Here is a 16568-nt window from a genome sequence, read left to right as displayed (position 1 = left end):
ATGGCATGATCACAGCATGAACCAAGAATCCTCGGCCCGGGCCCGACACCGACAACTACGCATTGCCGCAATGCTAGTGTGCGGAGCCGCCGCCACGGCCCTGACCGGATTATTGGGCGCCTGGGTCTACGCCCCCGCCGTGGGCTGGGCAATTGCAGCGCTGATTTACAACGCCACGGTGTGGCTTCAAATTGCCCCCATGGATGCACCGCAAACGGCCCGGCACGCACAAGAGGAAGATCCGGGGCTGCGCACCACCGATCTGCTGATCTTGTTGGCAGCGCTGGGTTCGTTCGCCGCCGTTGTACTGGTGATAGTGAGCAGCAAGGACGTGCAAGGGACCGGACGGTTCCTGCTGGCTCTACTTGCCCTGACCACTACTGCCATGTCCTGGCTCATGGTCCACACGCTGTTCACGTTGCACTACGCCAAGACTTACTACAGCGGCGAGCCCGGCGGAATTGGCTTCAACCAGGACGAGCCGCCGCAATATACCGATATTGCCTACATGGCCTTCAGCGTGGGCATGACGTATCAGGTCTCCGACACCAACATCACCACCCGTGCCATGAGATCGGCCGTGCTGCGGCACAGTCTGCTGGCATTTGTTTTTGGGACCGGGATTCTTGCCACCACCATCAATCTGGTGGTCAGTCTGGCAGCCTGATCCCCACGCCCTCCCTATGCTCGCAAGCTCACATCGGGCCCCTCAGGCGCGTGGGCCCAACACGCTCCAGTTAGACGGCGGCACCGAAGAACGTCTGGGCAATGCGCGCCAAGTATAACGGGTCAGCCACACCGCACAGCTCTCGCACCGAGTGCATTGACAGTAGCGGGGTACCCACGTCCAGCGTCCTGATACCTAGTCGCGTGGCCGTCAAGGGTCCAATAGTGGACCCGCACGGGACGTTGTTGTTGGACACGAACTCTTGGTACGGCGCATCCGCCGCGGCGCAAAGCGTGGCCCATACTGCCGCGCCCACGCCGTCCGTGGCATAACGCTGGTTCGCATTAATCTTCAACAACGGCCCGCCATTGAGCACCGGCAGGTTGGCGGGATCGTGCCGCTCGGAATAGTTGGGGTGGACGGCGTGACCGGCGTCAGCCGAGACACAGAATGAGCTGGCGAAAGCACGACGTCGTTCACTCACCGAGGCACCCAGACCATCCGACACTCGGGTCAGGACATCTTCCAAGATGGGCCCGCAGGCTCCCGACCGTGATCCGGAGCCGATTTCCTCATGGTCAAAGGCCGCCAGAACCGGGATCACTCCTGAAAGGGGCGTTTGAGCCGCGGAAATCAGTGCCACCAGGCCCGCATGCACGGATGTCAGGTTGTCCATTCGGCCTGCGGCGAAGAATTCATTGTTGGCACCAAATATTTGGCCCGGCTGGGTGTCGGCCACAACAATGTCGTACCCGCCAATTTCGCCAGCATCCACGCCCGCGCGCTCGGCGAGCAGCCCCAAAAGATCCTCGTCCTGCGCAGTGCCTTGGCCCCACACCGGATTCATGTGCTGTTGCTTGTCCAGCTTCAGTCCGTCATTGGCGCTGCGGTCCAAGTGAATGGCCAGCTGCGGGAAGCGCAACAGCGGTCCTGTGGCCACCAGTGTTTCGACCCCATCACGGCTCACTAACCGGCCGGCAAATTGCAGTTCCCGGTCCAGCCAGGAGTTGATGAGCGGCCCGCCATAAACCTCAACACCTGCCTGCAGCCAACCAAACCGGCCCGTGGTGGGTTTCGGTTTGAGCTTGAATGAGGGCGAATCCGTGTGTGCGCCCAGAATGTTGAATGGCGTGGTGACGGTGGCGTCCTCGGGCACAATCCAGGCCATGATGGCGCCGTCGCGGATCATGAAGAATTTTCCATGTACGGGCCAGGGCTCGGTTTCGTTCAATTGCGTGAAACCCGCTCCTGCGAGTCTTTTTCCAGCCTCAGCTGCCGCATGAAAGCTCGACGGTGAGGCGTCAATGAAGTCGCGCAGGTCCAGGATGTGTTCCACAGAAGTCATGGTTCGATTCAATCATGAAGCAGCCAGGATTCCCGCGCTTCACCTGACCCCAGGGTCCGGTTAGTAGTCCGGATTGCTGGGGACCACCATCCCGGTTTCGTAGGCGTACACCACTACTTGGACCCTGTCCCGGAGGTGCAACTTGGTCAGGATGCGCCGGACATGTGTCTTGACGGTGGCTTCGGAGAGGAACAGCGAATGGGCAATCTCGGCGTTGGACAGTCCTTGGGCAATGCATTGCGCCACCTCGAGCTCTCGGGGCGTGAGTTCCGCCAGCAGCGGGTCCGGACTCTGCGTTGGGCGAGGCGGGCTGTTGCGCACAAAGTCTTCGAGCAGTCGCTGGGTGACGCGCGGAGCCACCACGGCATCGCCGCTGGCCACGAGCCGCACGGCTTGAACAAGGTCCAGCGGCGCCACGTCCTTGAGCAGGAAGGCGCTGGCGCCGGCTTGAAGCCCGGCAAAAGCGTATTCGTCGAGGTCAAAGGTGGTCAGGATAATGATCCTGGCAACAGAAGTGGATGCGCTGATTTTGCCCGTTGCTTCAATGCCGTCCATGAGCGGCATGCGCACGTCCATGAGGACCACATCAGGCTGCAGACGCTCCACAGCACCCAGCGCTTCTATGCCGTTGGACGCTTCTCCCACCACGTGCATGTCATCTTCGCCCTCGAGAATGAGGCGAAAACCCATCCGCAACAACGGCTGGTCATCCACCAGCAGCACCCGAATGGCCTGACTGGGCTCGATGGGCTCGCTAGAAATAGTAGGACCGTCGTTCATTTCGGAATTCCCCAAATCATCCTCATAGTTGTCCATTCACCGGCGTACTTTCGCCAGGATGCAGCGCAACCGTCACGAGCCACCCACCTTGAGGCACCGGACCGGCGTCGACAGTTCCGGCGTAAATCCGCGCGCGTTCCCGCATTCCCACAATGCCACGTCCGGAACCAATCGATGCATCTAGGGTGCCGTGGCCGTCGTCCCTGATCCGGACGGTTATGGCCCCGGTGAGGCTATTGTTCGCCACCATTACCTCCACCCGGGACACCGCGGTGCCGTACCGCAGCACATTAGTCAGCGATTCCTGCACGATCCGGTACACGGTCAGTGCCAGCGCAGGATCCGCGGGCAGGGGCGGACCTGACTGGGTGAAGGAGATCGGCAGTCCAGCCTGACGGAATCCTTCGATCAGGGCACCCATGTCGGTATGGTCGGGCTGCGGGGAACGGTTGGTACCGCCGTCGGCTCGTAACACGCCCAGCACGCGGCGCATGTCCGCCAGCGCCGTGCGCCCGGTCTGCGAGAGCTGCCCCAACACATCCCCCGCTTTGGCTGGATCCCGTTTAACCACTACGGCGGCTCCGTCGCTTAGTGCCACCATGACTGTCAACGAGTGGGCCACCACATCATGCATTTCCCGGGCAATCCTGTTCCGTTCCGCCACGGAGGCCAGCTCGGCATTGCGGATAGCCCATTGGCGCAATTCGGCTTCGTGCTTACGGTTGCTGCGTACTGCAGCGCCAACGCCTGTGGCGATGATATTGGACAGGAGCATCACGATCGCTGAAATGATGCTGCTTGTAGCAGCGCTGGGGCCGTTGTCGCTCAGCAGATCGGCAGGGTATTGATAAAGGAACAGCATGAACGCCATCAACGGCACGGCGGAGATGATCCCCAGCGCAAAGCTGATCACGGTTTTGTACCGAACGGCCACCGCGTAGAGGGCAAACCAGATGCCGACCCCGATATTGCTGGCCGTTGGCACCACCACAATATTGAGAACTTCAAAGACTGAAACGATGGCGAGCACGGCCAGTGGTTTATCGCGGCGGAACATCAAAACCGTGGCCGAGGCGAGGACGATGACCACATGCTCGCTCATATTGACGTCTGGATCGCCGCTGAGGAAGATGCCTGAGCCGGCCAGCAAATAAGAAATAACCACCACCACGTCCATGACGCGGGGATGGCTATAGAAGTATGTTCGGAGTGCACCACGACGGCGGGCCGTGAATTCGTCGGCCCGCCGTGCAGCGGAAGGTAAGTCGGCGGGGGAAACGGCCGTTCGTTCCGCGGCCCCCGCCTGGTCTTTTGTGCGCATAAGTCTGAGCCTAGGTTCCCCGGCGAGATGCCGGGGACGTTAGCTGTACTTAGATGTCGCGAGTCTTGAGGGAGATGATGGCCGGGATCATGAAGAGCAGGATCCAGCCAAGGAAGATCAGGGCACCGGCCAAGGGGCTGATGAACGCGGTCTTCTCGGTGATCTCGAGCATCCGTCCACCGGCGACACTGGGCACGTACTGTACTACGTAGTTCCAGAAGTCAGCGGGAAACAGGCTCAGCAGATTGGCCCCGATTTCCATCAGGAACATCACCGCAACCAACACGATGATGCCGCCAGCCGAGCTGCGTAGCAGGGTGCCCAGGGAGAGCCCAATCAAGGAAACTCCAGCAACATAAACGCCACCCATGAGAATGGAGTACACGACACCGTCCAGACCAAAGGAAAAGTCAATGCCATAGGCCTTGAAAATCGGGATGGCCAGCAAGGCCGTGACCACGGAAGCCACGAGCGTCAGGATGTAGGACACCACGACGAGCACTACTGCCTTCGCAAAAAACGCCGGCAGTCTTTTGGGCACAGCCGTCATGGTGGAGCGGATCATGCCTGTGCCAAACTCCGAGGCGACCAGCAGTACTGCAAGGGCACCGAGGATAAGGATGCCAATCTGCAAGCCCGCATTGGGGATGGCGTAGACGTTAAAGTTCCCGAATTCTTGCGCTTGTTCAAGAGTCATGGGTTCAGGAGTGGTGCCAGGCATCCCCATTCCCGTGCCGTTCTTCATGAATAGTTCAAGTGATGAGGCCTGCGCCCAAGCGGCAATGGCTCCGACACCAACAACGGCCAAGAAGGTAAAGAGCAGTAGCAAACGCGTGGACAGCAGGGACCGGAACTTAATCCATTCACTGCGCAGCACACCGGCAAATGTCAGCGAACCGCCGGTGGCGCGCCCGGGTGAGGAAATCGTCGTCGTGCTCATCTTTAGAGTCCCTTCACAGCGGCCGGGGCCGGCAGGTTGTCGTTGAATTCCTGCGAGTGGTACTCCACCGCATCCTTGGTCAGGTTGAAGTAGGCGTCTTCCAAGGAGGTGGTCAGTGGCATCAGCTCGTAGACGAGAACCTGGTTTTGCAGCGCCACTTGGGCGATCTGGCGGGGGTCCAATCCGGTGACCTCGAGGGTTTCGTTCTCCTCGCACTGCACCTGCACACCTTGGCTGCCCAGTAGCTGACTGAGCCGGGTGACCTCAGGAGTGCGGACCCGTACCTTGGCTTGCTGGGAGCCGGCGAGGATCTGCGCAATCGGGGCATCGGCGATGATCTGGCCGCGGCCAATCACAATCAGGTGATCGGCGGTCAGCGCCATTTCACTCATGAGGTGCGATGACAAGAAGACGGTTTTTCCCTGCGCGGCAAGGTGCTTGGCGAGGTTACGCACCCACAGCACACCTTCAGGATCCAGCCCGTTGACCGGCTCATCCAGGATCAGTGTCTGCGGATCGCCCAGCAGCGCCGAAGCAATGCCGAGCCGCTGGCCCATGCCGAGGGAGAATCCGCCGGCCTTCTTCTTCGCCACAGCTGCCAGGCCGGTCATGTCAATGACCTCGTTGACGCGCTTGGTGGGGATGCTGTGCGTGGCGGCCATGGCCAGCAGGTGGTTATAGGCGCTGCGCGAGGTGTGCACGGCCTTTGCATCCAGCAAAGCACCAACCTGACGCAGCGGGTCGCGGTGCTTTGCGTAGGGTTTGCCGTTGACGGTCACAGTGCCGCGCGAGGGCGCGTCCAGTCCCACGATCATGCGCATGGTGGTTGATTTGCCGGCGCCGTTGGGGCCGAGGAAGCCCGTCACCATTCCCGGCTTGACGGTAAACGTGACACCGCCAACCGCAGTCTTGGCACCGTAGTGCTTGGCCAGGTTTACTGCCTCAATCATGTGGACATCCCCTTTTGATGAGCGCCGAATTTGTATGAGCGCGAAAGCGTCATGGCGTCTCCTTTTCGAATCTATTACAACCGTACGCAAGGAAACCGCAGATATCTTCCATCTCAGGGATGATTCAGGGTTCTCTCAGGGTAGTCCGAAGGGATGATCTTGTCCGTCAGGAGTGGCCCCTAGAATTCTCTTATGCCCGTTTTGACTTCAGAATCCACCGTACTGCGTCCACTGGCTTGGTCCCGGACCCGGCTCCTCCAGCTTTCGCTGCCTGCGCTGGCAATGCTGCTAGCCGGCGCCTGTCTGATGTGGGCCACCGGCAACCATCCGCCTTTTCAAAAGTTCGACGACGGCTGGTACCAGCTGATGCGCAGCTCCCGAACACCGTGGCTCACCGATGCCAACCGCGTGCTGGACTTTGTCGGAAATACCGGCATGGTCATCTACGCCGTGCTCTTACTCTTGGTGCTGTTGCGCCGCCACTGGCGCTTGGGACTGTTCACGGCTGCCGTCAACCTGGGTGCCCTGGGGCTAACCCATTTGATCAAATATTTAGTAGACCGCCCTCGCCCCGCCGATCATCTGGTCCCTGTTGACCACGGCTCGTACCCATCGGGGCATGTCAGCGGCACGGTGACAGCCATGGTGGTTACGGCAGTGGTTCTGGGCAGACTATGGATGTGGGTCAGCGGTGCCATTCTCAGTGTTGCCATGATGTTCAGCCGCACGTATCTGGGTGTCCACTGGGCCTCGGATACCATTGCCGGTGCTTTGCTGGGTGTCGGGGTGACGCTGTTGCTCTGGGCGCTACTGAAAGATAAATGCCTGGGCCGGAATATTCAAGCAGACCCTCTTGAGCAAGGTGCCACAAGCGCTTAGTTATTTGCCGTTTCAAACTCAGATTCGGGCAGAGGCCTGGCTGCCGGCGCAGTCAGGATGGATGCGATGATGGCAACGGCGATGGCCAGGAGTGCCCAACGAATGGTTACATGGTCGCCCAGGAAGCCCAGCAGCGGCGGGCCCGCCAAGAACGCCACATAGCCAATGGTGGAAACCACGGAGACTCGGGCGGCGGCCCGTGCGGGATCGTCGGCGGCCGCGGACATGCCCATGGGGAAGCCCATCGCGGCACCGGCGCCCCAGAAAACCGCGCCGAGTCCGGCGAGCCACATATTGGGTGCCACGACGAACAAGACAAGACCAATCAGGGCCGATCCGAGGCTGCCGTACAGCACAGGGACCCGCCCGAAGGTGTCGATGAGTCCGCCGCCAAAGAAGCGGAACAGCGTCATCGATGCCACGAAGACTGCAAACATGATGGCACCTGCGGCTTCTGAGGCACCAAGCCCATCAACAGTTGCCTTGGCGATCCAATCATTGGCCGCACCCTCGGTCAGGGCGGCGCCCAGGACCACCAGCCCCACCAGGAGCGTGCGCTTCTCAGTCCAGGCGCTACGCCCCTTGAGGACTGTGGTGGCTTGTGTCTGCTGGCTGGCACTGTTTGCCGCCTCCGGCAGGAAGTAGCGCGGCACAAACACCATCGAGATGCTGACGCCAATGACGATGACGAACAAATGGGCGGACATGCTGACATCGAGGGCCGAAAGTCCGGCGCCCACGAGCGCTCCGACGAGGGCGCCACCGCTGAAGCCTCCGTGGAATTGCGGCATGATGGTCTTGCCGCGATGCCGTTCAACGTCTGCGCCCTCAATGTTCTGCGCCACGTCCCAGAGGCCAATACCAATACCGAAGAAGAACAGGCCAATACCCGTTAAGGGGACCGAGTGCTGCGCCAAGGCGATAGCAACAATCAGGCCACCAACAGCAACAGTAAAGCCGCCAACACGAATCGTGTTCGCCGTTCCGAGACGGCCCACAACAGTTCCGGCCATCGGGAGTGCAATGACCGAACCCGCGGCGATCATCAGCAGGAGCAGGCCCATTTCACCCGATGTCAGATCGAGGATACGGGTCACTGCCGGAATCCGAGCAGCCCAACTGGCAAACACAAAACCATTGATCGCGAAGACGGCAAAAGTGGCGATGGTGGCCGCGCGGACCGCCTGCTTATTCATAGGGGATTTACTCTTTACACAAGGGTGACCAAAGAAATGTCGCCGAAGTTTTTGCGACGTTGCGTCAACTCTAGCGGCATGTCTTGCGCCGCTATGAAAAATGCCATAGTTTGACGAAAATGCCAGAGTTACAACTGTTACAACTGTGGCATTTTCGTCAAACTATGGCATTTCTCGGCTTGCTTGGCTTAGCGTGCGCGCTCGACTCGCTTTTCATCCCAAACAGGCTCGTCGGATTCGTAGACTTTGCCGTCGGAACCGAACACCAAGAACCTGTCGAAGGACCGGGCGAACCAGCGGTCATGAGTGACCGCCAGCACTGTCCCTTCAAAGGAGTCAATGGCCTTCTCCAGCGCCTCAGCTGAGTGCAGGTCAAGGTTGTCCGTGGGCTCATCGAGCAGGAGCAAGGTTGCTCCGGAGAGCTCCAGCAACAGAATTTGGAACCTGGCCTGCTGGCCACCGGAGAGCGAATCGTACTTTTGCTCGGAGCTGGAGGCGAGCCCGTAGCGATCCAGAGCCCCGGCCGCGGCTTCGCGTCCCATTCCGGAGCGATGCTCATCACCGCGGTGCAGAATATCCAGCAACGTGCGCGTCAAGAGGTCCGGACGGGCATGGGTCTGGGCGAAGAACCCAGGGCGGATGCGTGCCCCAAGTTTCACCGAACCTTCGTGCGGTACGTGAGCTATGTCGACGTCGGACACGGGCTCATGTTCCTTATCCGGATCTGAGCCGCCAGCCGCCAGAAGCCGCAAGAAGTGAGACTTACCCGAGCCATTAGAGCCCAAGACGCCAACACGGTCCCCGAACCAGACCTCGGTACTGAAAGGCTTCATGAGGCCTGTCAGCTCCAGCTTCGAGGCGATGATGGCGCGCTTGGCCGTGCGCCCACCCTTGAGGCGCATCTTCACGTTTTGCTCAATCGGCAGCGCCTCGGGCGGGCCCTGCTCCAAGAACTGGGCCAGGCGCGACTGTGCAGCCTGATACCGGTTCGCCATGTCGGAGCGGAACGCAGCCTTGGTCTTGTACATGTTGACGAGTTCCTTGAGCTTGATGTGCTCCTCGTCCCACCGCTTCCGCAGCTCTTCAAAACGGGCGTTACGGTCTTCGCGGGCCTTCACATACGATTCAAAACCGCCACCGTGGGTCCAGCTGGAGGCGCCGTTGATACCCGGTTCCAGCGTGACGATGCGGGTTGCAGCGTTGGCCAGCAATTCCCTGTCGTGGCTGACGAACAGAACAGATTTTGGTGAGGCCGCCATTTTCGCTTCGAGCCAGCGCTTGCCCGGCACGTCCAAGTAGTTATCCGGCTCATCCAACAGGAGCACCTCGTCGGGACCGGAGAACAATGCCTCCAACACCAGACGCTTTTGCTCACCACCGCTGAGGGTTGCGGCCTTCCGGTACTGGGCCGTGTAGAAGTCCATGCCCATGGCAGCCATGGTAACTTCGTCCCACGTGGTTTCCATCTCATAGCCACCCACATCGCCCCAATCGGCAATGGCTTGAGCGTAGGCCATTTGGCTAGGCTCGTCATCGCGTTCCAGCATGGCGAGCTCGGCAGTATCCACGGCCTTGCCTGCGGCGGCGATGGTGGTCGACGCCACTGAGAGCAGCAGATCACGCACGGTACTGTCATCGCGGACCTGGCCCACGAACTGACGCATCACCCCCATGCTGCCTGAGCGCGAAACGGCACCTTCATCTGCCTTGATGTCTTGGCAGATGATGCGAAGCAGCGTGGTTTTTCCGGTGCCGTTGGGGCCAATCAGCGCCGTTTTGGTGCCATCGGAGACGCGAAAGTTCACCCCGTTCAGCAGCTGCCGGCCGTCGGAGAGAAAGTAGTCAATGTTTGCAACGTCAATGTGTCCCACAGAATAATTCTCCCATCTTCGGCGGGCATCTTCTGCGGTGGCACATTTCCCTCTTCCGTGGCCATCTGGGGTGGGGTTATCCCCACCCGACTTTCACCGGCTGGCATGATGGTTTCAGGACACGCCCACGGCAAGGATTGATGTATGAATAACTCACTTGCACCCACCCGGCAAACGTCGTGGTCCATCTGGCGTTCCGCCACCTGGCGCCAGATCGGCTCCGACCTGGCCTACATCCTGCCCGGCTTCTTCGTTTCTTTGGCCTCCTTCACTGCCCTTGTCGCCTTGTTCACGCTGGGCCTCTCCACGCTTATTATCTGGGTGGGGCTGCCTGTGCTCGTGGCGTGCTTGGCCACAGCCCGCTGGTTCGCAGATATCAACCGAGCCGCGCTGCGACGCTGGGCTGGCGAGATCCCACCAGTTCATTACCGCAACCAGCACAAATATTCCGTCAGCGGCATGTTCAAAAACCTTGCCGATCCGCAATTGTGGAAGGATTTCATCCACGGCTTCTTGGTCACCTTCCCGCTGCGCACCGCAACGTTTTGTGTAGCCATCACCGTTCTGGCGGCCGCACTGGGCGGACTGACGCAATGGTTTTGGATGGGGTTCCTGCCCGAAGGCAATACATCTTTGGCGCAACTCATCGACTTGGACATCTACCTTGGCGTCAGCCCGGAGACGGCAGAGTCGTGGCTGGGACTGGCATACGGGGCTGTACTTTTGTTGCTGTTGCCCTTCATCACCCACCTCCTGGCAGTAGCCGATGCCGCCTTGACTCGCACCCTACTCACCAACGAAACCGCTGCCCTCCGCGCCCGCAGCGAGGAATTGGCTGCCAGCCGGGCCCAGGTGGTGTCCGAAGAAGCCAGCACCTTGCGCAAGATTGAGCGCGATCTCCACGACGGCCCGCAGCAACGCCTAATCCGGATGCAGATGGATGTGGAAGCCGCACAGCGGCGCATGGCTACCGATCCCGAAGCCGCCCGCAAGCTCATGGACGGTGCTTTGGAGCAAAGCCGTGAAGCCTTGGCCGAGTTGCGCCAGCTGTCCCGCGGGATCGCCCCGCCACTACTGGCGGATCGCGGCCTGCGCACTGCCGTGGAGTCCCTGGCGAGCAAATCAACGCTCCCCGTTGCCGTCACAGGCAACTTGGCGCCAAACGTCCGGATCACTGAGAGTGCCGAGAACGCCGCCTACTTTGTGGTTTCCGAGGCTCTGGCCAATGTTGCCAAGCATGCTGGCGCCAATCAGGCCGCCATCACTGTGAACACCAGCCCAACCGAGCTGCTCCTCGAAGTGAAGGACGACGGCGGTGGAGGCGCCCATGTGGGCAAGGGTCATGGACTGGCGGGCCTGGTGGACAGGCTGGCCGGCGTGGACGGCTCGCTGGAAGTCGTCAGCCCCGACGGCGGCCCCACTTCCCTGCGCGCCAGCATCCCGCTGCGTAACTGAATCACACGTGACTGAATCATGCATGGCTGCGCCCTGCATACCAGCATCCGGCCTAGCCGAAGATCCCGGCGGCTACTGTGGAACCATGCGTGTTGTCCTTGCCGAAGATTCTGTCCTGCTCCGTGAAGGGCTCGTGCGCCTCCTTGAGGAGATGGGTGCCGAGGTGTGCGCGGCCGTGGGAGACGGCGTCGAACTTGTCAAAGCCGTTGCGGAGCACGTCCCGGACCTGCTGATCACGGATGTGCGGATGCCACCCTCGCACCGGGACGAGGGCCTGAAGGCAGCCATCGAGGTCCGCGCCCGGTTCCCCTCAGTTGCCGTGCTGGTGCTCTCGCAATATGTTGAGACGAGCTACGCCGGGGAACTGCTCGCCGGTGCGTCAGCTGGCGCCGGGCTGGGCTACCTGCTCAAGGACCGTGTGGCCCGCTTCGAAGACTTCAGCGACGCTATTGCCCGGATCGCTAACGGCGCCACCGTGATTGATCCCGAGGTCATCGGCGCCTTGTTCGCCAATCGCGGCTCCGCCGACCCCATCAGCACCCTGAGCCCGCGTGAATCCGTGGTGCTCGAACTCATGGCTCAGGGCCTCACCAATGCCGGCATAGCCAGGGCAATAGTGGTTAGCGCCGGTGCCGTGGAAAAACACATCAGCGCTATCTTCAACAAGTTGGACCTACACCAGAGCCCCGACGATCACCGCCGTGTTCTGGCCGTGCTGCAGTTCCTTCAGAACCGCAGCCAGCCGGGCCCGGCCTAAATCACAGCGTCAGTACTCGTTGCCGTACTCATAAGGCGGATCCATGGTGAAGCAGGGGGAAAAGGACATGACCCTGATGGTGTTGTGCCCGGCCGAAAAATCAACGCCATGGCTGTAACCGGCATCGTTCGTAATGTCGACCACCGTCTCGCCCTGCGCCGTGGTTCGTTCGGCCACGTTCCAGTCGCCCTTGCCGCTCCACGCGTCCTTGATCTTTTGCACATATCCGAGCCCGTCGGCGCCCGGCATCAAGAACACGTTGATTTGCCCGGTCCAAGAATATTCTCCGTCGCTGCAGGCCAGCAGGTTTGAGACTTCATTTTGATTTGTTTCAACAATGTCTCCAGTGGCGATGACGGAAATCATGTCGCGTTCATTCGCCATGGTGGTGCTCTTGGCTATCTGCAGGTCCACGGCAGGCACTTCAGGTTCTTGGGTCTTGGCACAACCGGCAGCAAGGAGCATCACCAGCAGAGACAATAGCGCGAGGAAAGTCACACCGCTGCGGCCACGCCGCCGCACGCCAGGCGCCTGCTCGGCAGTCATTGTCAATCTGATTGGCATGTTGCCCTCCCTAAGTCGTGAATGCCTTGCATGGCCTGCCGGTTTCTGGGATTCTCTGCGACTGCAATCAAGGCGTGGTTCTCAATCTTTGCCCTTGGATTGGTGGTGATTGTCCACGTTGGGATCAGCCTTCGTTAGTTATGCACGACGGCGGCGGATGACCACCAGCGCGCCGGCACCTCCCAGCACCAGCAGCAGGGCGATACCCTCCGGCACCATGGCCTTCGCGCCCGTCAGCCCCTAGCGGGGAAATCCTAGCGGCGCTGCGTCACGGGGTGGAGCCAGTGACGGTCGGGGTGTTCAACCCCGAAGGTGTGGTGGTCTCCGAAGAAGTTGCCGCCGCTGGCGTATCCGAATGAGTAGCCACAGACGGCCCAGGGGTAGTCGGCGCGGTGGTGCCCGGCGTGGTCCCTGGGGCGGTCCCTGGGGCGGTGGTGCCCGGGGGCGTGGTTACAGGCGTGGTGGCCGGGGGCGTCGTCACAGGGAGGGTAACGGGAGGCGTGGTGCCCGGATCCGTTGTTCCTGGCGCGGTGGTGGGCGGTTTGGTCGACGGCCTGCTCGGCTCACCAGTGGACGGCTTCGATGTGGGTTTAGTTGAAGACGTAGCCGGCGGCTTAGACGTTGCAGGCTTGGGCGTGGCCGACGCTTTGGTAGTGCTTCCGGCCGCTGAGATCGTGTTTTTGGCCTTCTTTGCAGCCTTCTCGTCGGCAGATGCAAAACCGGGCATGGTGAAGTAGGTGGAGGAGCTGCTGACGTCAGCAGGTGCGTGAATGAACGTTCCCACCGACGGGTTCAGGGCGCTGATCATCTTGCCACCACCAATGTAAATACCAATGTGAGACCAGTGATTGGGTCCATCAGGGTTTTGCACCACAATGTCGCCGGGCTGGGGGTTATTCGTTTGAACCATGGGCAACCACTGCTCGGTCCGCGGAAGGGTCACTCCAGCCTGGGCGTAAGCCCACTGAACAAAACCCGAGCAGTCCCAGCCATACTCAAAGCTGGTGCCTCCCCAAACATAGGGGTGGCCCAAGCCTTGGAAGGCCGCGGCCAGAATGTCCTTGCGAACCTCGGAAATCAATTCCGCTGAAATCTCCGGGATATCTCCGCGCATGTCACCGACCGGGCGCGCCAGATGGGGCGTATTTCCATTGGGGTCGGTGAGGTCGAATCGCTGCGGCGCTGCTGGTTTTTTAGCAAGAATCAGGGTCTTCACGAAGGAAATATTTCCGGCAAGCGTCGGCGCATTTAGGGAGTCAAAACTCACGGGGGACACTTGGGTAGCTGAGGATTCTGAATAGTTGAGCTGCTGCGCCCCCAGAGCGGCGGCAGCATCGGCAGAGGAGGTCCCAACGTAACCGGCAGCCACAAATCCACCGGAGGCCAAGAGTGTGCAAACCACTGCCATGCTCAAGTGGTACGGCCGCGCCTTGCCCTTCGAAAACGTCACTCGGTGAACCTCCTGCTTCATTGCACGCGGTATTGAGATCTTTGCCAATCCCCCGGCGCCACCTTCCCCCTTAGTCGGAGAGTGCCGCACTCGGAATCGAACAATAATTCAGACTATTCCACAAAATTGTTATGGATATCACAGTGAAAGGAAATGTGGCTTGGAGCCCATTTTGTGGATTGCCGGCCCTTGCGTACCTGCATCTTTGCGGTCCACCCCCATCCGCCTGTGCTGCTGCTCACACTACACACAATTTAAGCCGCCCGAAATGGGCACCGGCTGCTTGTGGGCGGAAACTTCTTCTAGCCTGCGCTGCGGATAATTCGCCGTCCCACAGCAACCGAGATGGCGGCGGTGCGGTTATCCACGCCCAGCTTGTCGTAAATGTGCACCAGATGGGTTTTCACCGTCGCTTCGGAGATGAACAGTTGCTTGGCAATGGCCTTATTACTCATCCCCGTCGCCAGCAGTTCCACCAATTCCACCTCACGCGCCGACAAGGCCGGAGTGGGGTTACGAATCCTTCCCATGAGCCGCGCGGCAACCTCGGGAGCAAGTGCGCTCTGCCCCGCTGCTGCCTGTTGCACGGCGCTGCGGATTTGCTCCGGAGGCGCGTCCTTGAGCATGTAGCCGCTTGCACCGGCCTCCACTGCCGCCAAAATATCGGCATCGGTGTCGTAGGTGGTCAGGATGAGAACAGGAGGGGCAGCAGCCAGTTTCCTAATGGCTTTCGTGGCGCTAACCCCATCCATCCCGGCACCCATTTGCAGATCCATCAACACCAAATCAACCGGCACGCCCAAGGTCTGCAGCCGTTGAACCTCCTTGATCGCGGCGCCACCTTCAGGCGCCTCGGCCACCACAGTGAATCCCTCAAATTCAGTCAGCATGGCCCGCAGGCCCGCTCGCACCACCGGATGGTCATCAACCAGCAAGATCCGAATTTCACCCATTGATATCCCTTGCATTGTTGTCGTCTCCGCCAAGCGGCAGCCTGATGGCCACCACCGTCCCCTCCCCAGGGGCCGACTCAAGGGTCAGTGTCCCACCTTGCGCCACAACCCTCTCACGCAGCGATCGCAAACCGAATCCACTCCCATCCGCTCTCTGAGCCACAGTGTCGGCGAGGCTCTCCGGCTCAAAGCCGCGTCCGTCGTCGAATACGTCAAGGGTCACCTCATCCCCTAGAAACGCCAAGCTGACGACGGCGGACGTAGCTTGCGCGTGTAGCCAGACGTTGGCCAGACTCGCCTGAGTGGCGCGCAGCAGCGTCACCTTGAAGGGCTGCGGGATTTCTGTGGGCTCACCATCAAGCCGGAAACTGCAACTCAGCGAGACACCTCGGGCCCGGGCCTCCTGCGCCGTCTGCTGGCAGAGTCTGGACAGGCTCTCCGCAAGCGAGGATTGCGTCAATGCCGGAGAGGAAAGCGCCCGGACAAAGTTGCGGGCCTCAGCCAGATTCTCCGCGGCAGTTGCCTCCACCATGGCCAGGCTCTCCTCCGTGGACGCAACATCCCCGGAACTCAAACTGCGCCGGGCCGCCCGGGAGACCAGGATGATCGAGGAGAATCCCTGCGCCAGAGTGTCGTGGATTTCCCGTGCCAACCGGGCACGCTCGGCCAAAACGCCTGACTCATGCTGCGTGGCTGCCAGTTCCGCCCTGGTGCGACGCAGCTCATCGGCGGCCTGACGCTGGTTTTCACCTTCTTGGTAAAGCAGCCTGTAGGCCTTGGACGTTGCCACAGCGAACGCCATGCCGAATACCGGCCCCACCACCACAGGCAGCGGCGGAAAATCGCTCCCACTCGAGCTCCACTGGGCCATCACCACCGCCGCAGTCATGAGCAACACCATGGTGATCCCGGCCCACCGTGGTAAGAGGTGCAAATGCAGGAAGAACAAGGGGAACACGAGCCAAGAGAACTCCACCGAACCCACCATCAGGACCGCCCACATCACAGTGATCAGTCCCAGCCAGAGCCCGGCCCAGCGCCTCGGATTCGTGTCCAGTGCGCCCGTTGAAAAACGCTTCTCGGCCACGGTGCCCACCAGATAGACCGCCGCAAGCACAATAGCCAACGCTAAGAAAAAGTACCGGCCCGGCCCGTCGGGTTCTCCCGTGAGCTGCCGGATCACCCCAACGGCCAGCAGCACGGCAAAAGCAACATGCAAGGTCACGCGCAGGAACCGCAGAATCGCAGCACTGCTCACGGGCGGGGCATCCACGGCAGACATGTCACCAGCATAGGCGCACCCCCTCGTGCCCGTATCAACCAAAAGGTTGACCGGCGCATCAACCGCACGCCGCAGCAGGATCAACCAACCCCGCGATGGAAGCATGGCCGTTCCGCAGGAGAGTGGAAGTACTAGCAAAACACCCGGGCACACTCACC

16 protein-coding genes are annotated in these 16568 nt (G+C 60.7%); 4 read left to right on the top strand and 12 right to left on the bottom strand.

Annotated elements, in window-relative coordinates; translation table 11 throughout:
• Positions 1-16: 16 nt before the first annotated feature.
• Entirely contained in the window at positions 17-667 is a 651-nt protein-coding gene (locus tag CXQ93_RS17655; RefSeq protein WP_256939491.1) for a DUF1345 domain-containing protein, read from the top strand.
• 70 nt (positions 668-737) lie between these two features.
• Here the strand turns inward: CXQ93_RS17655 and CXQ93_RS17650 are convergent, their stop codons facing one another.
• Genes CXQ93_RS17650 through CXQ93_RS17630 form a run of 5 tightly spaced genes read right to left on the bottom strand, consistent with a single transcriptional unit; the run spans position 738 to position 6003 of the window.
• A complete protein-coding gene (locus tag CXQ93_RS17650) occupies positions 738-2012 on the bottom strand; it encodes a M18 family aminopeptidase (RefSeq protein WP_104111721.1) in 1275 nt (424 codons plus the stop codon).
• 60 nt (positions 2013-2072) lie between these two features.
• The gene (locus CXQ93_RS17645) at positions 2073-2792 is read right to left on the bottom strand and encodes a response regulator transcription factor (RefSeq protein ID WP_104111754.1); all 720 of its coding nucleotides are present in this window, start codon (positions 2790-2792) and stop codon (positions 2073-2075) included.
• Positions 2793-2814: 22 nt separating this feature from the next.
• The gene (locus CXQ93_RS17640; protein ID WP_258069095.1) at positions 2815-4113 is read right to left on the bottom strand and encodes a sensor histidine kinase; all 1299 of its coding nucleotides are present in this window, start codon (positions 4111-4113) and stop codon (positions 2815-2817) included.
• Positions 4114-4162: 49 nt separating this feature from the next.
• The gene (locus CXQ93_RS17635) at positions 4163-5053 is read right to left on the bottom strand and encodes an ABC transporter permease (RefSeq protein ID WP_104111720.1); all 891 of its coding nucleotides are present in this window, start codon (positions 5051-5053) and stop codon (positions 4163-4165) included.
• Between the two features lie 2 nt (positions 5054-5055).
• Entirely contained in the window at positions 5056-6003 is a 948-nt protein-coding gene (locus CXQ93_RS17630) for an ABC transporter ATP-binding protein (protein WP_104111719.1), read from the bottom strand.
• Between the two features lie 192 nt (positions 6004-6195).
• Here CXQ93_RS17630 and CXQ93_RS17625 point away from each other — a divergent pair, with 192 nt between their 5' ends.
• Positions 6196-6882: a phosphatase PAP2 family protein gene (locus CXQ93_RS17625; RefSeq protein WP_104111718.1), complete on the top strand. Its 687-nt coding sequence runs from the start codon at positions 6196-6198 to the stop codon at positions 6880-6882.
• Here the strand turns inward: CXQ93_RS17625 and CXQ93_RS17620 are convergent.
• Both CXQ93_RS17620 and CXQ93_RS17615 read right to left on the bottom strand, forming a co-directional pair.
• Entirely contained in the window at positions 6879-8078 is a 1200-nt protein-coding gene (locus tag CXQ93_RS17620; RefSeq protein ID WP_104111717.1) for an MFS transporter, read from the bottom strand. The genes CXQ93_RS17625 and CXQ93_RS17620 overlap by 4 nt on opposite strands.
• A gap of 188 nt (positions 8079-8266) precedes the next feature.
• A complete protein-coding gene (locus CXQ93_RS17615; protein ID WP_104111716.1) occupies positions 8267-9949 on the bottom strand; it encodes an ABC-F family ATP-binding cassette domain-containing protein in 1683 nt (560 codons plus the stop codon).
• A 144-nt stretch (positions 9950-10093) separates the two neighbouring features.
• Between CXQ93_RS17615 and CXQ93_RS17610 the strand changes: the two genes are divergently transcribed.
• Entirely contained in the window at positions 10094-11404 is a 1311-nt protein-coding gene (locus tag CXQ93_RS17610) for a sensor domain-containing protein (RefSeq protein ID WP_104111715.1), read from the top strand.
• Between the two features lie 85 nt (positions 11405-11489).
• Positions 11490-12161, top strand: coding sequence for a response regulator transcription factor (locus CXQ93_RS17605; RefSeq protein WP_104111752.1), 672 nt, complete (start codon positions 11490-11492; stop codon positions 12159-12161).
• A 9-nt stretch (positions 12162-12170) separates the two neighbouring features.
• Here the strand turns inward: CXQ93_RS17605 and CXQ93_RS17600 are convergent, their stop codons facing one another.
• From CXQ93_RS17600 to CXQ93_RS17585, 5 genes are all read right to left on the bottom strand, one after another.
• Positions 12171-12725, bottom strand: a complete 555-nt coding sequence (locus CXQ93_RS17600) for a hypothetical protein (protein WP_146073251.1) — start codon at positions 12723-12725, stop codon at positions 12171-12173.
• Positions 12726-12863: 138 nt separating this feature from the next.
• Entirely contained in the window at positions 12864-12944 is an 81-nt protein-coding gene (locus CXQ93_RS21370) for a PEP-CTERM sorting domain-containing protein (RefSeq protein WP_146073255.1), read from the bottom strand.
• Between the two features lie 49 nt (positions 12945-12993).
• A complete protein-coding gene (locus CXQ93_RS20890) occupies positions 12994-14175 on the bottom strand; it encodes an NlpC/P60 family protein (RefSeq protein WP_258069094.1) in 1182 nt (393 codons plus the stop codon).
• 302 nt (positions 14176-14477) lie between these two features.
• Positions 14478-15128 (bottom strand): response regulator transcription factor, encoded by a 651-nt coding sequence (locus CXQ93_RS17590; protein WP_104111713.1) that lies wholly within the window; start codon positions 15126-15128, stop codon positions 14478-14480.
• The gene (locus CXQ93_RS17585; RefSeq protein ID WP_104111751.1) at positions 15121-16410 is read right to left on the bottom strand and encodes a sensor histidine kinase; all 1290 of its coding nucleotides are present in this window, start codon (positions 16408-16410) and stop codon (positions 15121-15123) included. The genes CXQ93_RS17590 and CXQ93_RS17585 overlap by 8 nt, the downstream gene beginning before the upstream one ends.
• Between the last annotated feature and the right edge of the window lie 158 nt (positions 16411-16568).

It is taken from the genome of Arthrobacter sp. N199823 (assembly GCF_002929705.1).
In the GTDB taxonomy this organism is placed as follows: domain Bacteria; phylum Actinomycetota; class Actinomycetes; order Actinomycetales; family Micrococcaceae; genus Specibacter.
Note: the sequence above shows the minus strand (reverse complement) of the source record. Positions and strands in the feature narration are given on the sequence as shown.